This window comes from Paraburkholderia graminis, assembly GCF_003330785.1.
Lineage (GTDB): Bacteria > Pseudomonadota > Gammaproteobacteria > Burkholderiales > Burkholderiaceae > Paraburkholderia > Paraburkholderia graminis.
The window spans coordinates 588,297-609,746 of the sequence record NZ_CP024934.1 but is presented as its reverse complement, the minus strand read 5'-3'; the positions used below and the strand labels follow the sequence as shown (position 1 = coordinate 609,746).

General features: G+C 64.0%; 20 protein-coding genes. 11 read left to right on the top strand and 9 right to left on the bottom strand.

Annotated features, from left to right (window positions below; translation table 11 throughout):
* The first annotated feature begins 49 nt into the window (after nt 1-49).
* A complete protein-coding gene (gene miaA, locus CUJ91_RS02705) occupies nt 50-997 on the top strand; it encodes a tRNA (adenosine(37)-N6)-dimethylallyltransferase MiaA (RefSeq protein WP_006047870.1) in 948 nt (315 codons plus the stop codon).
* A 152-nt stretch (nt 998-1,149) separates the two neighbouring features.
* Here miaA and purM read toward each other — a convergent pair whose 3' ends face one another.
* Nucleotides 1,150-2,217: a phosphoribosylformylglycinamidine cyclo-ligase gene (gene purM, locus CUJ91_RS02700; protein ID WP_006047871.1), complete on the bottom strand. Its 1,068-nt coding sequence runs from the start codon at nt 2,215-2,217 to the stop codon at nt 1,150-1,152.
* A gap of 150 nt (nt 2,218-2,367) precedes the next feature.
* Between purM and CUJ91_RS02695 the strand changes: the two genes are divergently transcribed.
* The 7 genes from CUJ91_RS02695 (at nt 2,368) to panB (ending at nt 8,674) form a co-directional block, all read left to right on the top strand.
* Nucleotides 2,368-3,444, top strand: a complete 1,077-nt coding sequence (locus CUJ91_RS02695; protein ID WP_006047872.1) for an AI-2E family transporter — start codon at nt 2,368-2,370, stop codon at nt 3,442-3,444.
* Between the two features lie 71 nt (nt 3,445-3,515).
* The gene (gene hda / locus CUJ91_RS02690; protein ID WP_114155815.1) at nt 3,516-4,259 is read left to right on the top strand and encodes a DnaA regulatory inactivator Hda; all 744 of its coding nucleotides are present in this window, start codon (nt 3,516-3,518) and stop codon (nt 4,257-4,259) included.
* Nucleotides 4,252-4,938, top strand: coding sequence for a histidinol-phosphatase (locus CUJ91_RS02685; RefSeq protein ID WP_006047874.1), 687 nt, complete (start codon nt 4,252-4,254; stop codon nt 4,936-4,938). The genes hda and CUJ91_RS02685 overlap by 8 nt, the downstream gene beginning before the upstream one ends.
* On the top strand, nt 4,935-6,536 hold the full coding sequence (pcnB, locus tag CUJ91_RS02680) for a polynucleotide adenylyltransferase PcnB (RefSeq protein WP_006047875.1): 1,602 nt from the start codon (nt 4,935-4,937) through the stop codon (nt 6,534-6,536). Before CUJ91_RS02685 ends, pcnB begins: the two co-directional genes overlap by 4 nt.
* Nucleotides 6,537-6,614: 78 nt before the next feature.
* Entirely contained in the window at nt 6,615-7,148 is a 534-nt protein-coding gene (gene folK / locus CUJ91_RS02675) for a 2-amino-4-hydroxy-6-hydroxymethyldihydropteridine diphosphokinase (RefSeq protein WP_006047876.1), read from the top strand.
* Nucleotides 7,145-7,825: a deoxynucleoside kinase gene (locus tag CUJ91_RS02670; protein ID WP_006047877.1), complete on the top strand. Its 681-nt coding sequence runs from the start codon at nt 7,145-7,147 to the stop codon at nt 7,823-7,825. Before folK ends, CUJ91_RS02670 begins: the two co-directional genes overlap by 4 nt.
* Before the next feature lie 33 nt (nt 7,826-7,858).
* On the top strand, nt 7,859-8,674 hold the full coding sequence (gene panB, locus CUJ91_RS02665; RefSeq protein ID WP_114155814.1) for a 3-methyl-2-oxobutanoate hydroxymethyltransferase: 816 nt from the start codon (nt 7,859-7,861) through the stop codon (nt 8,672-8,674).
* Between the two features lie 46 nt (nt 8,675-8,720).
* Here panB and pabB read toward each other — a convergent pair whose 3' ends face one another.
* The 5 genes from pabB to grpE form a co-directional block, all read right to left on the bottom strand.
* Nucleotides 8,721-10,613, bottom strand: coding sequence for an aminodeoxychorismate synthase component I (gene pabB / locus CUJ91_RS02660; protein WP_114156668.1), 1,893 nt, complete (start codon nt 10,611-10,613; stop codon nt 8,721-8,723).
* A 25-nt stretch (nt 10,614-10,638) separates the two neighbouring features.
* On the bottom strand, nt 10,639-11,778 hold the full coding sequence (dnaJ, locus tag CUJ91_RS02655) for a molecular chaperone DnaJ (RefSeq protein ID WP_006047880.1): 1,140 nt from the start codon (nt 11,776-11,778) through the stop codon (nt 10,639-10,641).
* Nucleotides 11,779-12,047: 269 nt separating this feature from the next.
* Nucleotides 12,048-14,006: a molecular chaperone DnaK gene (gene dnaK / locus CUJ91_RS02650; RefSeq protein WP_114155813.1), complete on the bottom strand. Its 1,959-nt coding sequence runs from the start codon at nt 14,004-14,006 to the stop codon at nt 12,048-12,050.
* 151 nt (nt 14,007-14,157) lie between these two features.
* Nucleotides 14,158-14,574, bottom strand: coding sequence for a thioredoxin family protein (locus CUJ91_RS02645; protein WP_114155812.1), 417 nt, complete (start codon nt 14,572-14,574; stop codon nt 14,158-14,160).
* Nucleotides 14,575-14,628: 54 nt separating this feature from the next.
* The gene (gene grpE, locus CUJ91_RS02640; protein ID WP_006047883.1) at nt 14,629-15,216 is read right to left on the bottom strand and encodes a nucleotide exchange factor GrpE; all 588 of its coding nucleotides are present in this window, start codon (nt 15,214-15,216) and stop codon (nt 14,629-14,631) included.
* Between the two features lie 380 nt (nt 15,217-15,596).
* Between grpE and CUJ91_RS34290 the strand changes: the two genes are divergently transcribed.
* Nucleotides 15,597-15,758, top strand: coding sequence for a hypothetical protein (locus tag CUJ91_RS34290; protein ID WP_006047884.1), 162 nt, complete (start codon nt 15,597-15,599; stop codon nt 15,756-15,758).
* On the opposite strand, the gene CUJ91_RS02635 is transcribed toward CUJ91_RS34290, so the two are convergent.
* The 3 genes from CUJ91_RS02635 to hrcA all read right to left on the bottom strand — a co-directional run bounded on the left by CUJ91_RS02635 (nt 15,730) and on the right by hrcA (nt 18,430).
* On the bottom strand, nt 15,730-16,137 hold the full coding sequence (locus CUJ91_RS02635; RefSeq protein ID WP_006047885.1) for an RNA-binding S4 domain-containing protein: 408 nt from the start codon (nt 16,135-16,137) through the stop codon (nt 15,730-15,732). The genes CUJ91_RS34290 and CUJ91_RS02635 overlap by 29 nt on opposite strands.
* 9 nt (nt 16,138-16,146) lie before the next feature.
* Nucleotides 16,147-17,217 carry a ferrochelatase gene (gene hemH / locus CUJ91_RS02630; RefSeq protein WP_006047886.1) on the bottom strand — a complete coding sequence of 357 codons (1,071 nt, stop codon included), beginning with the start codon at nt 17,215-17,217 and terminating at the stop codon, nt 16,147-16,149.
* A gap of 193 nt (nt 17,218-17,410) precedes the next feature.
* On the bottom strand, nt 17,411-18,430 hold the full coding sequence (gene hrcA, locus CUJ91_RS02625) for a heat-inducible transcriptional repressor HrcA (RefSeq protein ID WP_025601566.1): 1,020 nt from the start codon (nt 18,428-18,430) through the stop codon (nt 17,411-17,413).
* A gap of 318 nt (nt 18,431-18,748) precedes the next feature.
* Here hrcA and CUJ91_RS02620 point away from each other — a divergent pair, with 318 nt between their 5' ends.
* Both CUJ91_RS02620 and recN read left to right on the top strand, forming a co-directional pair.
* A complete protein-coding gene (locus tag CUJ91_RS02620; RefSeq protein WP_006047888.1) occupies nt 18,749-19,651 on the top strand; it encodes an NAD kinase in 903 nt (300 codons plus the stop codon).
* Nucleotides 19,652-19,727: 76 nt separating this feature from the next.
* Nucleotides 19,728-21,398: a DNA repair protein RecN gene (gene recN, locus CUJ91_RS02615; RefSeq protein ID WP_114155811.1), complete on the top strand. Its 1,671-nt coding sequence runs from the start codon at nt 19,728-19,730 to the stop codon at nt 21,396-21,398.
* The last annotated feature ends 52 nt before the right edge of the window (nt 21,399-21,450 follow it).

Here is a 21,450-nt window from a genome sequence, read left to right as displayed (position 1 = left end):
CAACGCCCTCCACACCCCCAGCCCCCGATTGCCGCCCGCCGGCCCACCCATGACCGCCCGCCCCCCCACGCCCATCCCCTGCCTACTCGGCCCGACCGCCTCCGGCAAGACCGCGGCCGCGCTAGCACTGGCCGCCCAGCGCCCGATCGAAATCATCAGCGTCGATTCCGCACTCGTCTATCGTCAGATGGACATCGGCACCGCGAAGCCGACCGCCGAAGAACGCGCGATCGCGCCGCATCATCTGATCGATATCGTCGACCCCGCCAACGCCTACTCAGCCGCCGAATTTCGCGCCGACGCGTTGCGCCTCACGGCCGAGATCCACGCGCGCGGCCGGCTGCCGCTGCTGGTGGGCGGAACGATGCTGTACTACAAGGCGCTCACGCAGGGGCTCAACGACTTGCCCGCCGCCGATCCCAACGTGCGCGCGCAACTGGACGCCGACGCCGCGCGCGACGGCTGGCCGGCGCTGCATGCGCGCCTCGCCGCCATCGACCCCGCGACAGCCGCGCGCCTCGCACCCAACGACTCGCAGCGCATCCAGCGCGCGCTCGAGGTCTTCATGCTGACCGGCGAGGCGATGTCGACGCTGCTGGCCGCGCCCGCGCGCACCGACGATGCCGCGGCCGATTGGCGCTTCGTGCCGATCGCGCTCGAGCCTTCCGACCGGAGCGTGCTGCACGCGCGCATCGAGCGGCGTTTCGACGCGATGCTGGAAAACGGTTTCGTCGACGAAGTGGTGAAGCTGAGGGAACGCGGCGATCTGTCGCCCGAGATGCCGTCGATGCGTTGCGTCGGCTACCGGCAAGTCTGGGAATATCTGGATGGCGCGGTCGACTATCCGACGATGCGCGACAAAGGCGTGTTCGCGACGCGGCAATTGTGCAAGCGGCAGCTCACATGGCTGCGCAGCATGGACGAGCGCGTGGTGGTGGACTGCTGCGATCGAGAAGCAACGGCGCGCGTGCTAGAGGTGATTGAAGCGTTGACGTAAAGCGTCAAGCGTAAAGCGCGGGATATGAAGCAACGCCGTGAGGCGCGAAAAGCGTGAAAGCAAACCGGCGAAAGCAAACCGGCAAACGCAAACCGGCAAATCACAGCCCGCGCGGCGCAATCCATCGCAACGCCGCGCGAACCACCGACCTTTTAAACCACAACCGTCTGCGCTTCACCCGCAGCGCTTTCGCGAATCACACCGATCTTCCAGACCTGCTCGCCGGCCGCCGACAACAGACCGATCGCGGCATCCGCGTCCGCAGCGGACACGACGACTGCCATGCCGATCCCGCAATTGAACACGCGATGCATTTCCGCGTCCGCGACGCCGCCGTGCTTTTGCAGCCACGAGAACAGCGGCGGCAGCGGCCAGCCGCGATGATCGAGCTCGGCCGTCAGACCTTCGCGCAAAACGCGCGGAATGTTTTCGACGAGCCCGCCGCCCGTGATGTGCGCCATGCCCTTCACGGCGATCTGCTGCATCAGCGCGAGGAGCGGCTTCACGTAGATATGCGTGGGCGCCATCAACGCGTCGGCGAGCGAACGGCCGTCGAAATCCGCGTTCAGATCGGGCTGCGCGCGCTCGATGATCTTGCGCACGAGCGAAAAACCATTCGAGTGGATGCCGCTCGAAGCGAGGCCCAGCACGACGTCGCCGGGGGCGATCGTGCTGCCGTCGATAATCTTGCTCTTTTCGACCGCGCCGACCGCGAAGCCCGCCAGATCGTACTCGCCGTCGGGATACATGCCCGGCATTTCAGCGGTTTCGCCGCCGATCAGCGCGCAGCCCGCCAGTTCGCAACCATAAGCGATGCCCTTGACCACGGTCGCCGCCGTGCCCACGTCGAGCTTGCCGCACGCGAAGTAGTCGAGGAAAAAGAGCGGCTCGGCGCCTTGCACGAGAATGTCGTTCACGCTCATCGCGACCAGATCCTGGCCCACGGTGTCGTGCTTGTTCAACTGAAACGCGAGGCGCAGCTTCGTGCCCACGCCGTCCGTGCCCGACACCAGCACCGGTTCCTTGTACCGCTTCGGCACCTCGAACAGCGCGCCGAATCCGCCGATGCCGCCCAGCACGCCGTCGCGCATGGTCTTTTTGGCAAAGGGCTTGATTGCGTCGACGAGAGCGTCGCCCGCGTCGATGTCCACGCCAGCGTCCCGATACGACAGACCTTGGGCCGAATCAGTGGAATTCGGGGCGGATTTCGGTTGATTCATGGGGGGAGCGCTCGAAGGTCGGTAAAATGCGATTTTACCCGATGCCGATCGAGAGTTGGCGCTTCAGCGCTTACTCCGGTCCCATAGAGAGTTGCCGGCCGGCTGGCTGGAATTTGATCATCCGGTTCCGACGACACCAGGGAAACAACTTTGCAACAGAATTCCTCGATACTGACTCCCGTGCAGCGCCGCGCCTTCATCTGGCTCGCCATTGCGCTCGGCGTCGGCATTCTGCTGTGGCTGCTGAGTCCGGTTCTCACGCCCTTTCTGCTCGGCGCGATTCTCGCCTACATCCTGCAGCCCGGCGTCGCGTGGATGGTGCGCCGGCGCGTGCCGCGCGCACTCGCCGCCTTGCTGATGATGCTGCTTTTCACGTTGCTGATGACGCTGCTGGTGCTGCTCGTGTTCGCCGTCATCCAGAAGGAAGGGCCGCAGTTGCGGCAGCAGGTGCCGCAGCTCTTCGCGCATGTGAATGCGTGGCTGCAACCCAAGCTGGCGATGCTCGGCCTCGCCGATTCGCTCGACTTCGCGAGCGTGCGCGACATGGTGATGGGTCAGCTTGAGGGCAGTGCGCAGACGGTCGCGCGGTATGCGTGGACGTCGATCGTGACAAGCGGCAACGTCATGATGACCGTGGTCGGCAATCTCGTGATGGTGCCGCTCGTGCTGTTCTATCTCCTTTACGACTGGAACCGCATGCTGCTGCGCATGCAGAGCGTGGTGCCGCGGCGCTGGCTCGACAAGACGCTGCAACTTGCGCGCGACATGGATCAGATGCTGTCGCAATACCTGCGCGGCCAGTTGCTCGTGATGGGCGTGCTCGCCGTGTTCTACGCGGCCGCGCTCAGCATCGCCGGCTTCGAGATTGCGTTGCCCGTGGGCATTTTCACGGGGCTCGCCGTGTTCATTCCGTATATCGGCTTCGCGACCGGTCTTGCGCTTGCGCTGCTCGCGGCGCTGCTGCAGTTCGGCAACTGGTACGGCTTCGGCGCGGTCGCGCTGATTTACGGCGTCGGGCAGATCGTGGAAAGCTTTTATCTCACGCCGCGTCTCGTCGGCGAGCGAATCGGCCTGCACCCGCTCGCGGTTATCTTCGCGCTGCTCGCGTTCGGGCAGTTGTTCGGCTTTTTCGGCGTGCTGCTCGCGCTGCCGGTCAGCGCGATTCTGTCGGTGGCGATGCGCGAGTTGCGGCAAAGCTATCTGCAAAGCACGCTCTATAACAATTGATGTTCTGCTCCGGCGTCCCGGCTCAGCGGGACACTTCGCGGCTTCAGCCTTACTTTCGGCATTAACCTACTGTGCTTCGTCAACTGACGCTCGATCTCGGCACGCCGCCGCCATCGACATTCGACAATTTTTTCGCCGGCGCGAACGCCGAGCTCGTCACGCGCCTGCGTGAGCTCGATAGCGCGCTCGCCGCCGGGCCGGTCGCCGATCGCACGTTCTACATCTGGGGCGAAGCGGGCAGCGGCCGCACACATCTGCTGCAAGCACTCGTGCATGAAGCGCCGCGCGGGCATGCGCGCTTCGCCGGTCCGCAAAGCAGCCTCGCCGCGTTCAGTTTCGATCCGCGCGTCGCGCTGTATGCAATCGACGATTGCGACGGCCTCTCCGCCGCGCAGCAGGTCGCCGTGTTCAATCTCTTCAACGAGGTGCGCGCGCATCCGACCAGCGCGCTCGTCGCCACCGGCAACGCGCCGCCGATCGGCATGACGGTGCGCGAGGATCTGCGCACGCGGCTCGGCTGGGGCCTCGTGTTCCATCTCGCGCCCTTGCCCGACGAAGGCAAAGCCGCCGTGCTGAAGCATGCGGCCCGCGAGCGCGGCATCATGCTCGCCGACGACGTGCCCGCCTATCTGCTCACGCACTTTCGCCGCGACATGCCGAGCCTGATGGCGCTGCTCGACGCGCTCGACCGCTTCTCGCTCGAACAGAAGCGCGCGGTCACGCTGCCGCTCTTGCGCACGATGCTGGCTTCGCCCGGCCAGGACGGCCCCGCCGCGTCGTCCGCCGCTTCAAGTAAAATAAACCCCCATGGCTAATCTCGCACTCTTCGACCTCGATCACACGCTCATTCCCACCGACAGCGACCACGAATGGGGCCGCTTCATGGTGAAACACGGCATGGTCGACGCCGAAAACTTCGCCCGTGACAACGACCGCTTTTACGCCGACTACAAGGCCGGCAAGCTCGACATTCACGCCTATCTGATCGCCATGCTCACGCCGCTCGCCAAGTACACGCGCGCGCAACTCGCGGACTTTCACGCGCAGTACATGCATGAAGTGATCACGCCGGCCATCCTTCCGGCGGCGGTCGAACTGGTCAAGCGGCACCGCGAAGCGGGCGACCTGTGCTGCGTGGTCACGGCCACCAACGAATTCATCACCCGGCCCATCGCGAGCGCGTTCGGCGTGGACACGCTGATCGCCTGCGAAGCGGAAACCGTCGACGGCCAGCCGCATTCGGCCTACACGGGCCGCCCCACCGGCACGCCGAGCTACAAGGAAGGCAAGATCGTGCGCACCGAGGCATGGCTCGCATCGCTCGGCAAAAGCTGGAGCGACTTCGAGCACAGCTATTTCTACAGCGATTCGCACAACGACATTCCGCTGCTCGAAAAGGTCACCGACCCAATCGCGACCAATCCGGACGACACATTGCGTGCTCATGCACAAGCCAAGGGCTGGCGCATCCTCGAACTCTTTCAACCCCAGTGATCAAAAAACTCATTCGCAAGCTATTCGGCCAGGACACAGCATCCGCCGACGACACGCTGCCGGCTGAAGCCGACGCAGACGAAACCGGCAGCGCACCGGCACACCATGCACAAGGCGCCGCGGGCGCGGGCCGCGCGCGCCGCAAGCCGGCTCGCGGCGGCGCGTCCACCAAACCACAGGTGCCGGACCCCGACGTGCCGGTCATCATTCCGCACGACGTCCACGGCATCGACCCCACGCTGATCTCGCGCAACGCGATTCGCGTGACCGAAGGGCTGCAACAGGCGGGGCACCGGGCGTTTATCGTCGGCGGTGCAGTGCGCGATCTGCTGCTCGGCATCAAGCCGAAAGATTTCGACGTCGCGACCGACGCCACGCCGGAACAGGTGCAGAAGCTGTTTCGCCGTGCGCGCATCATCGGCCGCCGGTTTCAGATCGTGCATGTGCAGTTCGGCCAGGAAATCATCGAAACGTCGACGTTCCGCGCGCTGGTCGATCCGCCCGCCGCTGACGCTGCGCCGCCGCGGCGCCTGAAGCGCGACGAGCTCGATCGCCGCACGCACGCGGTGGACGCGAGCGGCCGCGTGCTGCGCGACAACGTATGGGGCGAGCAGCACGAAGACGCCACGCGCCGCGACTTCACGATCAACGCGATGTACTACGATCCGGCCACGGAGACCGTGCTGGATTATCACAACGGCATGGCCGACGTGCGCGCGCGTCTGTTGCGCATGATCGGCGATCCGGCCACGCGTTATCGCGAAGATCCGGTGCGCATGCTGCGCGTCGTGCGTTTCGCGGCCAAGCTCGACTTCGAGATCGAAGACGCGACGCGCGACCCGATCGCGAAAATGGCCGATCTGATCAACAACGTGCCGGCCGCGCGTCTCTTCGACGAGATGCTGAAGCTCATGCTGTCCGGTCACGCGCTCGCCTGTCTGAAGCGCTTGCGCCAGGAAGGCCTGCATCACGGACTGTTGCCCTTGCTCGACGTCGTGCTCGAGCAGCCGACCGGCGAAAAATTCATCACGCTCGCGCTCAACAATACCGACGCACGCGTGCGCGCCGGCAAACCGGTGTCGCCGGGTTTTCTGTTTGCAACACTTTTGTGGCACGACGTGCAGCAGCGCTGGCAGAAATTCGAAGCGAACGGCGAGTATCCGGTGCCCGCGCTGCATCGCGCGATGGACGAAGTGCTCGACATGCAGACCGAGAAACTCGCTATCCACAAGCGTTTTTCGTCCGATATGCGCGAGATCTGGGGCTTGCAGCTGCGCCTCGAAAAACGTTCGGGAAGAAGCGCGCTGAAGCTGCTGGAACACCAAAGATTTAGAGCGGGGTATGATTTCCTCCTGTTGCGCTGCGAATCGGGCGAACTCGACGAGTCGGTCGGAGCGTGGTGGACGGAGTTCATCGAAGGAGACATCGCGGCGCGTGAGGCATTGCTCACGCAAGGCGGGAAGGACCGAAGCCCCAGAAAACGACGGCGGCGCGGCGGTGGCGCCAGAAACCGCAAACCGGGCGACGGAATGGAGGGCGGCACGCCAGCCGAACGCACAGACGCCGAAGCGGGCCACGACAGCCCGCACGAAGACTGAAGCAGCGTTCGCTAACGCAGCGCTGGTTCATGCAGCGTCGGCTGAAGCCGTCGAACGATAGTTGCAGGAAGTTATGCCATGACGGTTGCTTATCTCGGCCTCGGCGCGAATCTCGGGGACGCGCGCCAGACCCTGAAAGACGCGGTGGTGTGCCTCGCACAACAGCACACCATCACCGTGCTCGCCAAGTCGAGCCTGTATCGCACTGCCCCGATCGACGCGGGCGGTGACGACTATTTCAACTGTGTCGTGAAGATCGACACGACGCTCCCCGTGCGGCATCTGCTTGCGCTGTGCCACAAGATCGAGCATCAGTTCGGCCGTGAACGGCCCTTTCGCAATGCACCGCGCACGCTCGATCTGGACATCCTGCTCTTCGGCGATCAATCCATCGACGAAGCCGACCTGATCGTTCCGCATCCCCGTCTTGTCGAACGCGCGTTTGCGCTGGTTCCGCTCGTCGAGATCGACGCCGCGCTGATCATTCCGCGGCATGGCCGCGCTGACGCGCTGCTCGACGGCGTACGCGAACAACGCATCGAGAAGGTCAAAGGGCCGTGCCAGTGCCCGACGCTCAACGCCCTCAACGCCGGCAAAGGCCGCTGCGAATGAATTCACCGCCACTCACCGTCACCGCGCCGCAATTGCGGCCTCCGTTCGGCTATCTTGCGATCGAAGGGCCGATCGGCGTCGGCAAGACATCGCTCGCGCGGCGTCTCGCGCAACGCTGGTCGATGCAGGAATTGTTCGAGCGGCCCGAAGAGAATCCCTTCCTCGAACGCTTTTATCGCGACACCACGCGTTATGCGTTGCCCGCGCAATTGCATTTCGCGTTGCAACGCGCGCAGCAGGCGCAGGACGTGAACGCGGTGCAACTGGCCGGCACGCCGCTCATCGCCGATTTCATGACGCAGAAGAACGACATCTTCGCGCGTCTCACGCTGCAGGAAGACGAGTGGCATTTGTACCGCGCGCTCGCCGCGCGCCTCGAAGTGAGCGCGCCGGCGCCGGACTTCGTCGTGTATTTGCAGGCGAGTCCCGAGGTGCTGTTCTCGCGCATTCAGAAGCGCGCGGTGCCTATGGAATTGCAGATTTCCGACGCCTATCTGCATGCGCTCTGCGACGCGTATAACGAGTTCTTCTATCACTACGACCGCACGCCGGTGCTGACGGTCAACGCCGAACATCTGAATCCGCTCGACTCCGACGCGGACCTTGCGCTGCTCGCCGAACGCATCGAAACCATGCGCGGCCGCAAGGAATTCTTTGTCAAAGGCACGTCGCTTTAAGCGGCGCGCGCCCCTCTTTCAACGGATCGACCCATGACCTATTTGCAGGAAGCGAGCCGGAACGCGATCACCGTGCCGAAACTGCAGGCAATGCGCGATGCGGGCGAGAAAATCGCCATGCTCACCTGTTACGACGCGAGCTTTGCGGCGCTGCTCGATCGCGCGGGCGTCGACGTTCTGCTGATCGGCGATTCGCTCGGCAACGTGCTGCAAGGGCAGACCACGACGCTGCCGGTGTCGCTCGCCGATATTGCGTATCACACGGCCAGTGTGGCGCGTGCGCGGCCGTCGGCGTTGATCGTCGCCGACTTGCCGTTCGGCACTTACGGCACGGCGGAACAAGCGTATCGAAGCTCCGTCGAACTGATGCGCGGCGGCGCGCAGATGGTGAAGCTGGAAGGCGGCGAGTGGCTTGCCGACACGGTGCGCTTTCTGGTCGAGCGCTCGATTCCGGTGTGCGCGCATGTTGGACTGACGCCGCAGTCGGTGCATGCGTTCGGCGGCTTCAAGGTGCAAGGCAAGACCGAGGAAGGCGCGAACCAGTTGCTGCGCGATTCACTCGCGATGCAAGCGGCGGGCGCGCAGCTCATCGTGATGGAAGCCATTCCGACGCTGCTCGCGAGCGAAGTCACGAAGCAGTTGCGTATTCCGACGATCGGCATTGGCGCCGGGCTCGATTGCTCAGGTCAGGTGCTGGTGTTGCATGACATGCTGGGGATTTTTCCCGGCAAGCGCCCGCGCTTCGTGAAGGATTTCATGCAGGGCCAGCCGAGTATTCTCGCGGCGGTTGAAGCCTATGTGCGTGCGGTGAAGGATGGGGCGTTTCCTGGGCCTGAGCATACGTTTTGAGGGTTTGGGTGGCGGTGCGGGCTGGCGCTTGGCCCTTCGCACCACTCTAACGGATAACCCGCGCCGGCAGCGCTCCGCGCAGCGCATTGCAGATCATCAGCGCTTCGGCGTTCAACAGATCCGCCTGCGTCAGCACTCTTTCTTTCGCCTGCAAGCTCGCGTCGTCCTCGAGCAGCACGCTTCGCATCACGCCCGGCAACACGCCCGACCCGAGCGGCGGCGTCCACCACTTGCCCGCCAGCTTCACGAACACGTTCGACCGCCCGCCTTCCGTCAACTCGCCTCGTTCGTTGAAGAACAGTGTGTCGAACGCGCCCTTCGCCTCGGCCTCGCGCCAGCCGCGGTCATACTCGGCGCGGCGCGTGGTCTTGTGGTGCAACAGCGGATCGCCGGATTGCATCGTCGGGAAGCCGTGATCTGTTGCGAGCAGCACGCCGACCGTCGAGTCGGCCAACGGCGTCAGGATCGCAGCCGTGATCTGCGTTGCGCCATTCTTGCCTAGTGCGAGACGCATGCGATGCGCAGTCTTTGCGGGCAACGCCGCGCATTGTTCCGCAATCTTTGCGCGCACGGCTTCGGCATCGAATGGAAAGCCCAGTGCTGCGGCACTCGCCGAGAGTCTCGCGAGATGCCGCGGCAGATAACGCACGCCGTCTTCGCGCGTCGCGAGCATGGTTTCGAACAGCTCGAAGCCCGGCTCGGCGCCGGTCAGAAAGCGCGCTTTCAATCGACACTCCGCGTATTCGTCTTCGGCGACGCTGTCGAGCACGATGCCCGCGCCGATGCCCATCGTGCCGCGCAACGAGCCTGCTTGCGCCGACGGCTTCAACGTCAACGTGCGAATGGCGACCGACATGCAAAAGTCGCCGCACGCATTTCCACCCGAGCCCGCCGGTTCCGACGCGGCCGCGTCCAGCCAGCCGATCGCGCCGGTATAAAGCCCGCGCGGCGTGCTCTCGAGTTCGTCGATCAACTGCATCGTGCGATGCTTCGGCGCGCCGGTGATCGAGCCGCAAGGAAACAGCGCGCGCAGTATGCCGGCGAACGACGTGCCGGGCCGCAAAGCGGCTTCTACCGTCGACGTCATCTGCCAGACCGACGCATATGGCTCGACCGAAAAGAGCGCCGGCACATTGACGGAGCCCGTCTGCGCGACACGCGACAAATCGTTGCGCAACAGATCGACGATCATCACGTTCTCGGCGCGATTCTTCGGATCGCTGCCGAGGAATTCAGCGGCGCCGCGATCCGTTGCCGGATCGTCAGAGCGCGGCGCCGTGCCTTTCATCGGACGGGCGCGCAACGTAGCGCCCTGCTTCTCAACGAACAGCTCGGGCGAACACGACAGCACCCACGCGCCGCCCGGCAGTGCGATCAACGCGCCATAGCGAACCGGCTGCCGCGCCCTCAACCGCCGATACAGCGCGACGGGCGAGCCGAACACGTCGAAGCCAAGACGGTATGTGTAGTTGACCTGATACGAATCGCCGGCGTGCAGCGCGCTGTGAATCGCGCCGATCGCCGCGTTGAACTCCTCGGGCTCGACGCTCTCGCGCACGTTCGCCGTGCCCGCCACCGACGGCTCAGCAAGACCGCCGTCTTCGTTCACGAGCCACGCGTCGACTTCATCGCGCGAAAGTTTTTCGCAACGTTCGAACAATAAAAAACGCAGCGTGGCATCGCCATGCTGCGTTTTGAACGACGGACCCGATTCCCCGTCGAGAAGATGCCGGCCGAATTCATAGTCGGCGAGTACGACGGCATGCAGACCGAGCCGCGCGTCCGCTGCCGCGGCCTCGCACACGGCTTCGAGCTGCGTGGCGTTCGCGCACACGCGCTCATGCACGAAGCGCGTGTACAGACGGCTTGAGCGGCGCGCCGCCGACGCGTCGCAATCATCGAGCAATGCAAACACTGCGCCGCGCTCATCTGCCGTCATGCTGACCGCCAACCTCAAACCGCCATTAATCGAAGAAGCTCTTCACCCGGTCGAACCAGCTCTTGCTTTGCGGGCTATGCCGCGCGCCGCCTTCCACCAAAGCCTTCTCGAATTGCTTCAGCAGATCGCGCTGCGGTTCGGTGAGCTTGACCGGCGTTTCGACCTGCACATGCACGTACAGGTCGCCGGGAATGCTCGAACGCAGGCCCTTGATGCCCTTGCCGCGCAACCGGAACGTCTTGCCCGACTGCGTGCCTTCGGGCACCGTGAAGCTCGCGCGGCCGGCAAGCGTCGGCACTTCGATCTCGCCGCCCAATGCTGCCGTGGTGAAGGGAATCGGCATCTGGCAATGCAGATCGTCGCCGTCGCGCTCGAACACCGAGTGCTGCTTGATGTGAATCTCGACGTACAGATCGCCCGACGGTCCGCCGTTGATGCCCGGTTCGCCGTTGCCGGCGGAACGGATGCGCATGCCGTCGTCGATCCCTGCCGGAATCTTCACTTCGAGCGTCTTGGTTTCCTTCACCTTGCCCGCGCCGTGGCAGTGACCGCAGGGCTCGGGAATATAGGTGCCGGTGCCGTGACACTTCGGACACGTTTGCTGAATGCTGAAGAAGCCTTGCGACATGCGCACCGCGCCCGAACCGCTACACGTCGGACAGGTTTCCGGCTTCGTGCCGGGCTTCGCGCCCGAGCCGTGACAGACTTCGCACGAGACCCAGCTCGGCACGCGAATCTGCGTTTCGTAGCCGTGCGCCGCCTGCTCGAGCGTGATTTCCATGCTGTAGCGCAAGTCGGCGCCGCGATACACCTGCGGGCCCGCACGGCCACCGCCGCGCGCGGCGCCCCCGGCCGCCTGGCCGAAGATGTCGCCGAAAATATCGCCGAACGCATCGGCAAAACCGCCGAAGCCTTGCGCGCCGGCTCCGCCCATGTTCGGATCGACGCCCGCGTGACCATACTGGTCGTACGCGGCGCGCTTTTGCGAGTCCGAGAGCATTTCGTAGGCTTCCTTCACCTCCTTGAAATGCTCTTCCGCATCCTTGTTGCCCGGATTGCGGTCGGGGTGATGCTTCATCGCCAGCTTGCGATAAGCCTTCTTGATTTCGTCGTCGCTCGCGTTCTTTGCGACGCCCAGAACCTCGTAGTAATCCCGTTTCGCCATATCGGTTCAACGCCCCTCGCGCAATGCCGCGCGGTGGCTCCTCTTGAATGCTGGAGTCTCACGACTCGTCCGGCCGCTGTTTCATGCCGCCTGAATACGGCAAAAAACAACGCCCTCCATAAAACAAATGTGCCCGGAGAGCCTAAAAGGCTCGCCAGGCGTGATAACCGCTCTTGCACGTTCCCGCGTCCGGATGGGCGCGGTCCCTTGTGCAGCCGGGCCGCACACAAAACCCGTGTGCGGCTTTACGGTCGGAATGCGACCTGGCTTTAGTCTTTCTTGACTTCCTTGAACTCGGCGTCGACCACATCGTCCTGCGGCTGGCTCGCGCCACCCGCCGATGCACCCGCGCTCGCGCCCGCCGCGCCTGCTGCCGCAGCTTCGGCACCTTGCGCAGCCTGCATGTCGGCGTACATCTTCTCGCCCATCTTCTGCGAGGCCGTGGCCACTGCTTCGATCTTGGCTTCGATCGCCGCCTTGTCGCTCGAACCGCTCTTCAGCGTTTCTTCGAGGTCCTTCAGCGCGGATTCGATCTTTTCCTTCTCGGCAGCTTCCAGCTTGTCGCCGTATTCGGTGAGCGCCTTCTTCGTGCTGTGGACCAGCGCGTCGCCCTGGTTGCGGGCATCGGCCAGCTCACGCAGCTTGTGGTCTTCTTCCGCGTTCGCTTCGGCGTCCTTCACCATCTTCTCGATTTCGGCTTCGGACAGACCCGAGTTCGCCTTGATCGTGATGCGGTTTTCCTTGCCGGTCGCCTTGTCCTTCGCGCCGACGTGCAGAATGCCGTTTGCGTCGATGTCGAAGCTCACCTCGATCTGCGGCGTGCCGCGCGGTGCCGGCGGAATGCCTTCCAGGTTGAACTCGCCGAGCAGCTTGTTGCCCGCTGCCATTTCGCGTTCGCCCTGATACACCTTGATCGTCACGGCGCTCTGGTTGTCGTCGGCCGTCGAGTAGACCTGCGAATGCTTGGTCGGGATCGTGGTGTTCTTGTTGATCATCTTCGTCATCACGCCGCCGAGCGTTTCGATGCCGAGCGACAGCGGGGTCACGTCGAGCAGCAGAACGTCCTTGCGGTCACCCGACAGAACCTGACCTTGAATCGCGGCGCCAACGGCCACGGCTTCGTCCGGGTTCACGTCGCGGCGCGGGTCCTTGCCGAAGAATTCCTTAACCTTTTCCTGCACCTTCGGCATGCGGGTCATACCGCCGACCAGAATCACGTCGTCGATTTCGCCGACCTTCACGCCTGCGTCCTTGATCGCCACGCGGCACGGTTCGATCGTGCGTTCGATCAGCTCCTCAACCAGCGCTTCCAGCTTGGCGCGCGTGATCTTCAGATTCAAATGCTTCGGACCCGACGCGTCAGCCGTGATGTACGGCAGGTTGATTTCGGTCTGCTGGCTCGACGACAGCTCGATCTTGGCCTTTTCAGCCGATTCCTTCAGGCGCTGCAGCGCGAGCACGTCTTTCGACAGATCGACGCCTTGCTCTTTCTTGAACTCGCCGATGATGTAGTCGATGATGCGCTGGTCGAAGTCTTCACCGCCGAGGAACGTGTCGCCGTTCGTGGACAGCACTTCGAACTGCTTCTCACCGTCGACGTCCGCGATTTCGATGATCGACACGTCGAACGTACCGCCGCCCAGGTCATACACGGCGATCTTGCGGTCGCCCTTCTCGTTCTTGTCGAGACCGAACGCGAGCGCGGCTGCGGTCGGTTCGTTGATGATGCGCTTGACTTCCAGACCGGCGATGCGCCCCGCATCTTTGGTTGCCTGACGCTGGCTGTCGTTGAAGTACGCGGGAACCGTGATCACTGCTTCGGTGACCGGCTCGCCGAGGTAGTCTTCAGCGGTCTTCTTCATCTTGCGCAGCACTTCCGCGGAGATCTGCGGCGGAGCGAGCTTCTGATCGCGCACTTCGACCCATGCGTCGCCGTTCTCGGCCTTCATGATCTTGTACGGCATCAGGCCGATGTCTTTCTGAACTTCCTTCTCTTCGAAGCGGCGGCCGATCAGGCGCTTCACCGCGTACAGCGTGTTCTTCGGGTTCGTGACCGACTGACGCTTGGCAGGCGCGCCGACGAGAATCTCGCCGTCTTCCATATACGCGATGATCGACGGCGTGGTGCGCGCACCTTCCGAGTTCTCGATCACCTTGACCGAATTGCCTTCCATGATCGCCACGCACGAGTTGGTCGTGCCGAGGTCGATACCGATGATTTTGCCCATTTTTACTAATCTCCTGACTTTGATCGCTGCGGGAAGCGCCCTGTTTGCCGTCTGGCGGCAAGGCGATCCGCCCTGAATTCACACTGCACTGAACATAAGTGCGTCCGCATCGTTTTCAAGACCTCTTTTGCGATGCGGTCTTTAATTTTTTTCAATCGACCGGCGTTTCACCCGGCGTCTTGCCGGAAACCGCCTGAATCTTCTGCCGCGCCGCGGCGACAGCGGCCTGGAACTGCCCAAGACCGTGCCAGCCGGTTGCGCGGCCAAGCCGTTTGCCGCGATGAAAAAAGAACCACGTAGGCACGCCGTGAAGCATGAAGCGCCGCCCAAGATCGCGGTGCTCGTAGACATTGCTGTGAAACCACCGCAGACCGAGCGCCCGGATCGCCTCGGGTTGCGCCAGCATCGCCTTCTTCGCGATCTCGCAATTGAAGCAGTCGAGGCCCCAGAAGAACACCACCGCGAGTTCGTCGCCTGCTTCGGCGAGGCCCGCGTCGAACGATTCGGCGCTCAGCTCCTTCATGTCGAAGACCGAAAACGCGGTAGCGTCGACGGGAATGTTGGCCATGATCGGGTTACCTGGTGTCTACGTGGACCTGGCGAACCGGCTGCGACGGGCGCTTTACTTCGGCGCGGCCACCGTCACGAGCGCCGGACGCAGCACGCGGTCGGCGATCACGAAGCCCTTTTGCAGCACGGCGACCACCGTGTTCGGCTCCTGATCCGCCGGCACCATCGAAATGGCCTGATGGCGATGCGGGTCGAACTTCTCGCCCACCGGATTCAGCGCGACGACGCGCCCCTTCTCCAGCGCGCCCGTGAGCTGGCGCAGCGTGAGCTCGACGCCTTCGCGCACTTTCGCGAGGTCGTCGGAAGAATGGGCGACGGCAGCTTCCAGGCTGTCGATTACCGGCAGCAGATGCTCGGCGAAGCTCTCGATGGCAAATTTATGCGCCTTCGCGACGTCTTCCTGCGCGCGGCGACGCACGTTCTCGGTCTCGGCCTTGGCCCGCAGGAAGCTCTCCTGCAACTCGGCGATCTTGGCCTGCGCTTCAGCCAACGCAGCTTCGGCACCCGTGGCTGCCGGCGTGTCCGTGGCGACGCTCGCCGCGGCTTCCTGCTCGGGAGTGACCGCCTCGGCGGCCGGGCGCTCGGTTTCGTCCGCGGGCGTGGGATTCTGGCTCGTCGGGTTCTCTTGCGTGTTTTCCATGTCGCTGAAAGTCGTTAAAGATTTAAAAGCCAACGGCGGCGGCAACGCATGAACGCGCCGCGACTTTTGTGCGTTGCAAAATCGCGACAAACATTCGAACGCGCCACCGCGTATCGGAACGGCAGGTGGGGCCGCAAGCGCCCATTTCAAGCGCCTCGGCCGAAATTTTCAGAGCTGGCGCCGCTGGCGGAAACGCGCGGTTACAACCATTAGCGCGGCGCAATCAGATTCAGATTGAGCGCGAAGAGCAAGTGACCTATGCTCCAGTAACGCAGCGGAAAAACCTCGTTAACCCTAATCTGACGTAATCCTTTCCGCCCTCTTGCAATTTCCACCCGGCTAGCTCGTTTCTTTGCTGCAACATCCCATAAGGGGGTACCGTGAAACTGACCTTTGCAATCTCGGTGGTCGCACTGGTACTCGTTGCGGGCACCACGACCATCTGTATGTCCGGGGCGGTCAACGACCACACCACCGAATACGGCGGCGTGAACGCGACCATGGAACAGCTGTTCAATCCCCACCTGAAAATCTGTCGATAGTGCGGCGGTCGCGCTTGGTCGGGCGGCCATGCAATGCCTCGGCCGGCTCGCGATAAGTTTTGCGGCGCTCCTGCTCGGCCTTGCGTTTTTCGCGGCTTTCGTCGGTTTCCGCGTAGAGCGTCTGCGCGACGGTCGCCGGACCGCGCACCTCGCACACGCCCAGCACCTGCACCTGCCACACGAAGCGCTCGATCTCGATCTCGACCAGGTCGCCGACCCGCACGTCCTTGGCCGGCTTCACATTGGCCCCGCCGATGCGCACGCGCCCTTTCTCGACAGCATCCGCCGCGAGCGAACGCGTCTTGAAGAAGCGCGCCGCCCAAAGCCATTTGTCGATGCGCAGTTTCGCGCCCGGTTCGGTTGAAATCCTGTAGTTCATGAAGTCTCGTCAAGCCGCTGTGTTATGCGGCACGGGTACTGCCTGCACCGGCCAGCCTTGCAGATTCTGCGCGACGATTTCGCCGAGCGCGGCGATCCACGCCTGCGACGCGTTCACACACGGAATGCGGTGAAATTCCTTGCCGCCCGCATGCAGGAATTCGTCGCGCACTTCCATGCCGATTTCTTCGATCGTCTCCAGGCAGTCGGCCGTGAAGCCCGGACAAAACACATCAGCACGCCGCACGCCTGCCGCGCCGAGTTCCTTCAACGTGGGCGCCGTGTAGGGCTGCAGCCACTCGGCCTTGCCGAAGCGCGACTGGAAGGTGATGCGGCATTCCACCGACGTGAGGCCAAGCGCCTGCATCAGCAGCGCGCCGGTTGTCTGACACTGCTCGTGATAGGGATCGCCGAGATCCAGCGTGCGCTTGGGCACGCCATGAAAGCTCAACACGAGTTTGTCGCCCGCCGCGAAATCCGGCTGGCCATGAAGATGCCAGTAGTGACGCACCTGCGCCGCGAGCGCCGCGATATATGCCGGATGATCGGCGTATTGACGCACCGTGCGGATCTCCGGCTGATTGCGCATGCGCTTCATCGCGGAGAAGGCGTCGTCGAAAGCGGTCGCCGTGGTCGACGACGAATACTGCGGATACATCGGCACGAGCAGCACCCGCTCGGCGCCCGCGAGCTTGAGCTGATTCAGCATGGCCGGAATGCCCGGTGTGCCGTAACGCATCGCGTATTCGACGAGCACCGTGTAGTCGTTCAACTGCAGCAGATGGCGCAACGCTTCCACCTGCTTTTCCGTATAGACGCGCAGCGGCGAGCCTTCGGGCATCCAGACGGCCGCATATTTCTTCGCGGACGCGCGGCCTCTGAACGGCAGAATCAGCAACCGCAGAATGATCTGCCATAGCAGCGCCGGAATCTCGACCACCCGAGGGTCGGACAGGAACTGCGCGAGATAGCGGCGAACCGCCCGCGGAGTTGGCGCGTCGGGCGTGCCGAGGTTGATCAGCAGCACGGCAACACGGTGCGACGTGGCGTTCTGCGAAGGCCGCTCGAGGTCGAAGCGCATAGGCTATAGCCGGGTAACCGCAGTGAGCGGAGGGTTGAACAGGTGAGATTCATTATAGCGGTGCGCCCTATGGCGGCGGCCTTCGTGGCCGCGCGCCCCAGGCGCCCCTGGCCGTTCGGCTAATTGGCAAGCGGCGCGCGCTCGCGCATGATGTGCCGCATCGACCGCCGCGGCGTTGACCGCTACTGCTGACTTACTGCTGACTTAGCGTGAGCGAAAGCAGTCTTGCGGTGATGTCCACGATCGGGATGACCCGGTTGTAGGCCATCCGCGTCGGGCCGATCACGCCGAGCGTGCCGACGATCTTGCCGTTCACCTCGTAGGGCGCGGTGACGACGCTCATTTCCTCGATAGGCACGAGGTTGGACTCGCCGCCTATGAAGATCTGCACGCCGGCCGCATGACTCGACACATCCAGCAACTGAAGGAGACTGGTCTTTTGGTCGAACACATCGAACAGCTTGCGCAGGCGCGCCATGTCCGAGGAAAGATCGGCGACTTCGAGCAGATTGCGCTCGCCCGAAATCAGCACGGTCTCGCCGGTGTCGGATTCGTCCGTGCTCGCCGTGACGGCCGCGTGCATGAGCGTGGTCATGTCGCCGCGCAACTGGTCGATTTCTTCGCGCAGGCGGCGGCGCACTTCGTCGAAAGACAGGCCGGCGAAGTGCGCGTTGATGTAGTTCGAAGCCTCCACGAGCTCGGACGGCGAAAAGTCGCGCTGGGTCGCCATCATGCGGTTTTGCACGTCGCCTTCGGGCGTCACGATGATGAGCAGAATGCGCTTGTCCGACAGCCGCATGAACTCGATCTGCTTGAACACGTGACTGCGCCGCGGCGTCAGCACGACACCGGCGAACTGCGACAGATTCGAGAGCACGCTCGCCGCGGCCGCGACGATTTTCTGCGGCTCGCCTGCCTGCAGCGTAGTCTTGACCGTGCGGGTGACGGCCTCTTCGTCCGCGGCGGATTCGACCGTGAGCATGGTGTCGACGAACAGCCGGTAGCCGCGCGGCGTGGGAATGCGTCCCGCCGAAGTATGCGGACTGATGACGAGCCCGAGATCCTCGAGATCCGACATGACGTTGCGGATGGTTGCCGGGCTCAACTCCAGGCCCGAATAGCGCGACAACGTGCGCGAGCCGACCGGCTGACCTTCGGCAATGTAGCGCTCGATCAGCGTTTTCAGGAGGGTTTGTGCGCGAGGATCTAGCATGACGAAAAATTTTAGCTCAATGAGGCGACTACCGCGAGCGCCGACGGCGCCCATCACCGGCGAATTTCCCGCCGCCCGCCGGGACCGCGCCTTGCGCTCGTTCCAGCACAACGTGCCGCATTGTGTCGGGCGTGCCGCCGGCCCCGTTGCCGACGGTCCGGCCAGCCGCGCGCCGGTGCGGTTTGCGCGGCGCGCATGTCATCAAGGCTTCACCATTCTAACGATAATCCCGCACTGCGCTCACGGCCCGCTGCGAACGGCCGGCCGCGGCGTCCCGGCCCCGTTCTTTTCAGGCCCTACCTATGGTGTAATGCCGGCATGCAAGTAACCAGCCAGTTCAAGACTGTCGCGCTCGTCGGGCGCAACAATACGCCGGGCATCCGCGACCCGCTGACCGCGCTCGCCACGTGCATCGCGAAGCGCGGCTTCGAGGTCGTTTTCGAAGCCGACACCGCGGCCGAAATCGGCGTAACCGACTATCCGGCGCTGCGCCCCGCCGAAATCGGCGCGCGCGCCGACGTGGCTGTCGTGCTCGGCGGCGACGGCACGATGCTCGGCATCGGCCGGCAACTGGCGCCGTACCGCACGCCGCTCATCGGCATCAATCACGGACGGCTGGGCTTCATTACCGACATCCCGATCTCCGACATGAGCGTGACCGTGCCGCAAATGCTGGCGGGCAACTTCGAGCGCGAGGAACGCGTGCTGCTCGAAGCGCGCATCATGCGCCAGGGCAATCCGATCTATCACGCGCTCGCATTCAATGACGTCGTGGTGAATCGCAGCGGCTTTTCGGGCATGGCGGAGCTGCATGTGTCGGTGGATGGCCGCTTCATGTACAACCAGCGTTCGGACGGACTGATCGTCGCCACGCCGACCGGCTCGACGGCGTACGCGCTGTCGTCGCAAGGGCCGATTCTGCATCCGCAACTGCAGGGCATCGTGCTCGTGCCGATCGCGCCGCATGCGCTGTCGAACCGGCCGATCGTGCTGCCGGACGATTCGAAGGTCAGCATCCAGATCGTTTCGGGGCGCGAGGTGAACGTCAATTTCGACATGCAGTCGTTCACGTCGCTGGAACTCGGCGACTCAATCGAAGTGCGCCGCTCGCGTCATACGGTGCCGATGCTGCATCCGGTCGGCTACAGCTATTTCGCGACGCTGCGCAAGAAGCTGCACTGGAACGAATACCCGTCGCACGAGGAAGATCCCAAGCCGTGACCGGCGCGGACGCCGGACCGCAAGCGCTGCTCGTAAAACCCGATACCAAGCTCACCGACAAGCACAAACGACTTCCATGCTTCGCCACCTCTCGATACGCGACTTCGTCATCGTCGCCGCGCTCGACCTCGAATTCGACAGCGGCTTTACCGTTTTCTCCGGCGAAACCGGCGCCGGCAAGTCGATCCTGATCGACGCGCTGGCGCTCGCGCTGGGTGCGCGCGCCGACGCGAACGTCGTGCGGACCGGCGAGACCCGTGCCGACATCACCGCCGAATTCGATACGCACGCGCAAGTGGACCAGTGGCTCGACGAGCAGGCGTTGAGCGCGGCCGCGGCGGACGGCCAGCACGGCGGCACTGTGATGCTGCGCCGCGTGGTGGATGCGAACGGCCGCTCGCGCGCGTTCATCAACGGCACCGCGGCGACGCTCGCGCAACTGCGCGAAGTCGGCGAAATGCTGGTGGATATTCACGGCCAGCACGCGCATCAATTGCTGATGCGTCCCGACGCGCAGCGCGAGCTGTTCGACACGCATGCAGGGCTGACCGAGCTGTCCGCGAGCGTCACGCGCGCGTGGCGCGCCTGGCGTGAGAAAGTGCAGGCGGTCGAGCACGCGCACACCCGCGACCGCGAATTGCAACTGGAACGCGAGCGTCTGGCATGGCAGCTTGCCGAGCTGGACAAGCTCGCGCCGCAGCCGGGCGAATGGGAAGAGGTCAACGCGGAGCATCGGCGGCTGTCGCATTCGGCGAATCTGATCGACGGTGTGCAAGGCGCGCTGAATGCGCTCTCCGAATCGGACGAGGCAATGATCACGCACCTTGCGTCGATCGTCTCGAAGGTGCGCGACCTTGCCGATATCGACCCGGCCTTGAACGACGTGCTGGCCGCGCTCGAACCCGCCGAGATCCAGCTTCAGGAAGCCGCGTATTCGCTGAGCCATTACGCGCAGAAGCTGGAACTCGACCCGGACCGGCTCGCAGAAGTCGAAAAGCGTCTCGACGCATTGCATTCGGCGGCGCGCAAGTTCCGTTTGCAGCCCGAAACGCTGCCCGAGGAACACGAGACGCGCCGCGCGCAGCTTGCCGCGCTCGACGCCGCCGCGGACCTCGACAGCCTGCACGCCGCCGAAGCCAAAGCGCGCGAGGACTTCCTCGCCGAAGCAAAGAAGCTCTCGAAGGCGCGCGCCAAGGCCGGCAAAGCGCTCGGCGCCGCGGTCACCACAGGCATGCAGGAACTGTCGATGAAAGGCGGCAGCTTCGAAGTCGCGCTCGTGCCGTTACCCGAAGGCGGCGCGCATGGCCTGGAGCAGGTCGAGTTCCGCGTCGCAGGTCATGCGGGCGTGCCGCTGCGGCCGCTCGCGAAGGTCGCGTCGGGCGGCGAACTCGCGCGTATCAGCCTCGCGCTCGCCGTGATCGCGAGTGCCGCGAGCCCGACGCCCACACTGATCTTCGACGAAGTGGATACTGGAATCGGCGGCGGCGTCGCCGAAGTGGTCGGACGGCTGTTGCATCAACTCGGCGAAGCGCGCCAGGTGCTTTGCGTCACGCACTTGCCGCAGGTCGCCGCGCGTGGCGATCATCATTTCCAGGTGGCGAAGGCCGGCAACGGCAAGGGCGGCACGGTGAGCAGCGTCGTTTCGCTCGACAAGACGAGCCGCGTCGAAGAAGTCGCGCGCATGCTCGGCGGTCTGGAGATCACGCCGACCACGCGCAAGCACGCGAAGGAAATGCTGGCGGCGTAGGTGGGGGTTGAGGGCGGCGGTCGGGCTGCTAGTCGCCCGCTACCCGCCCCCA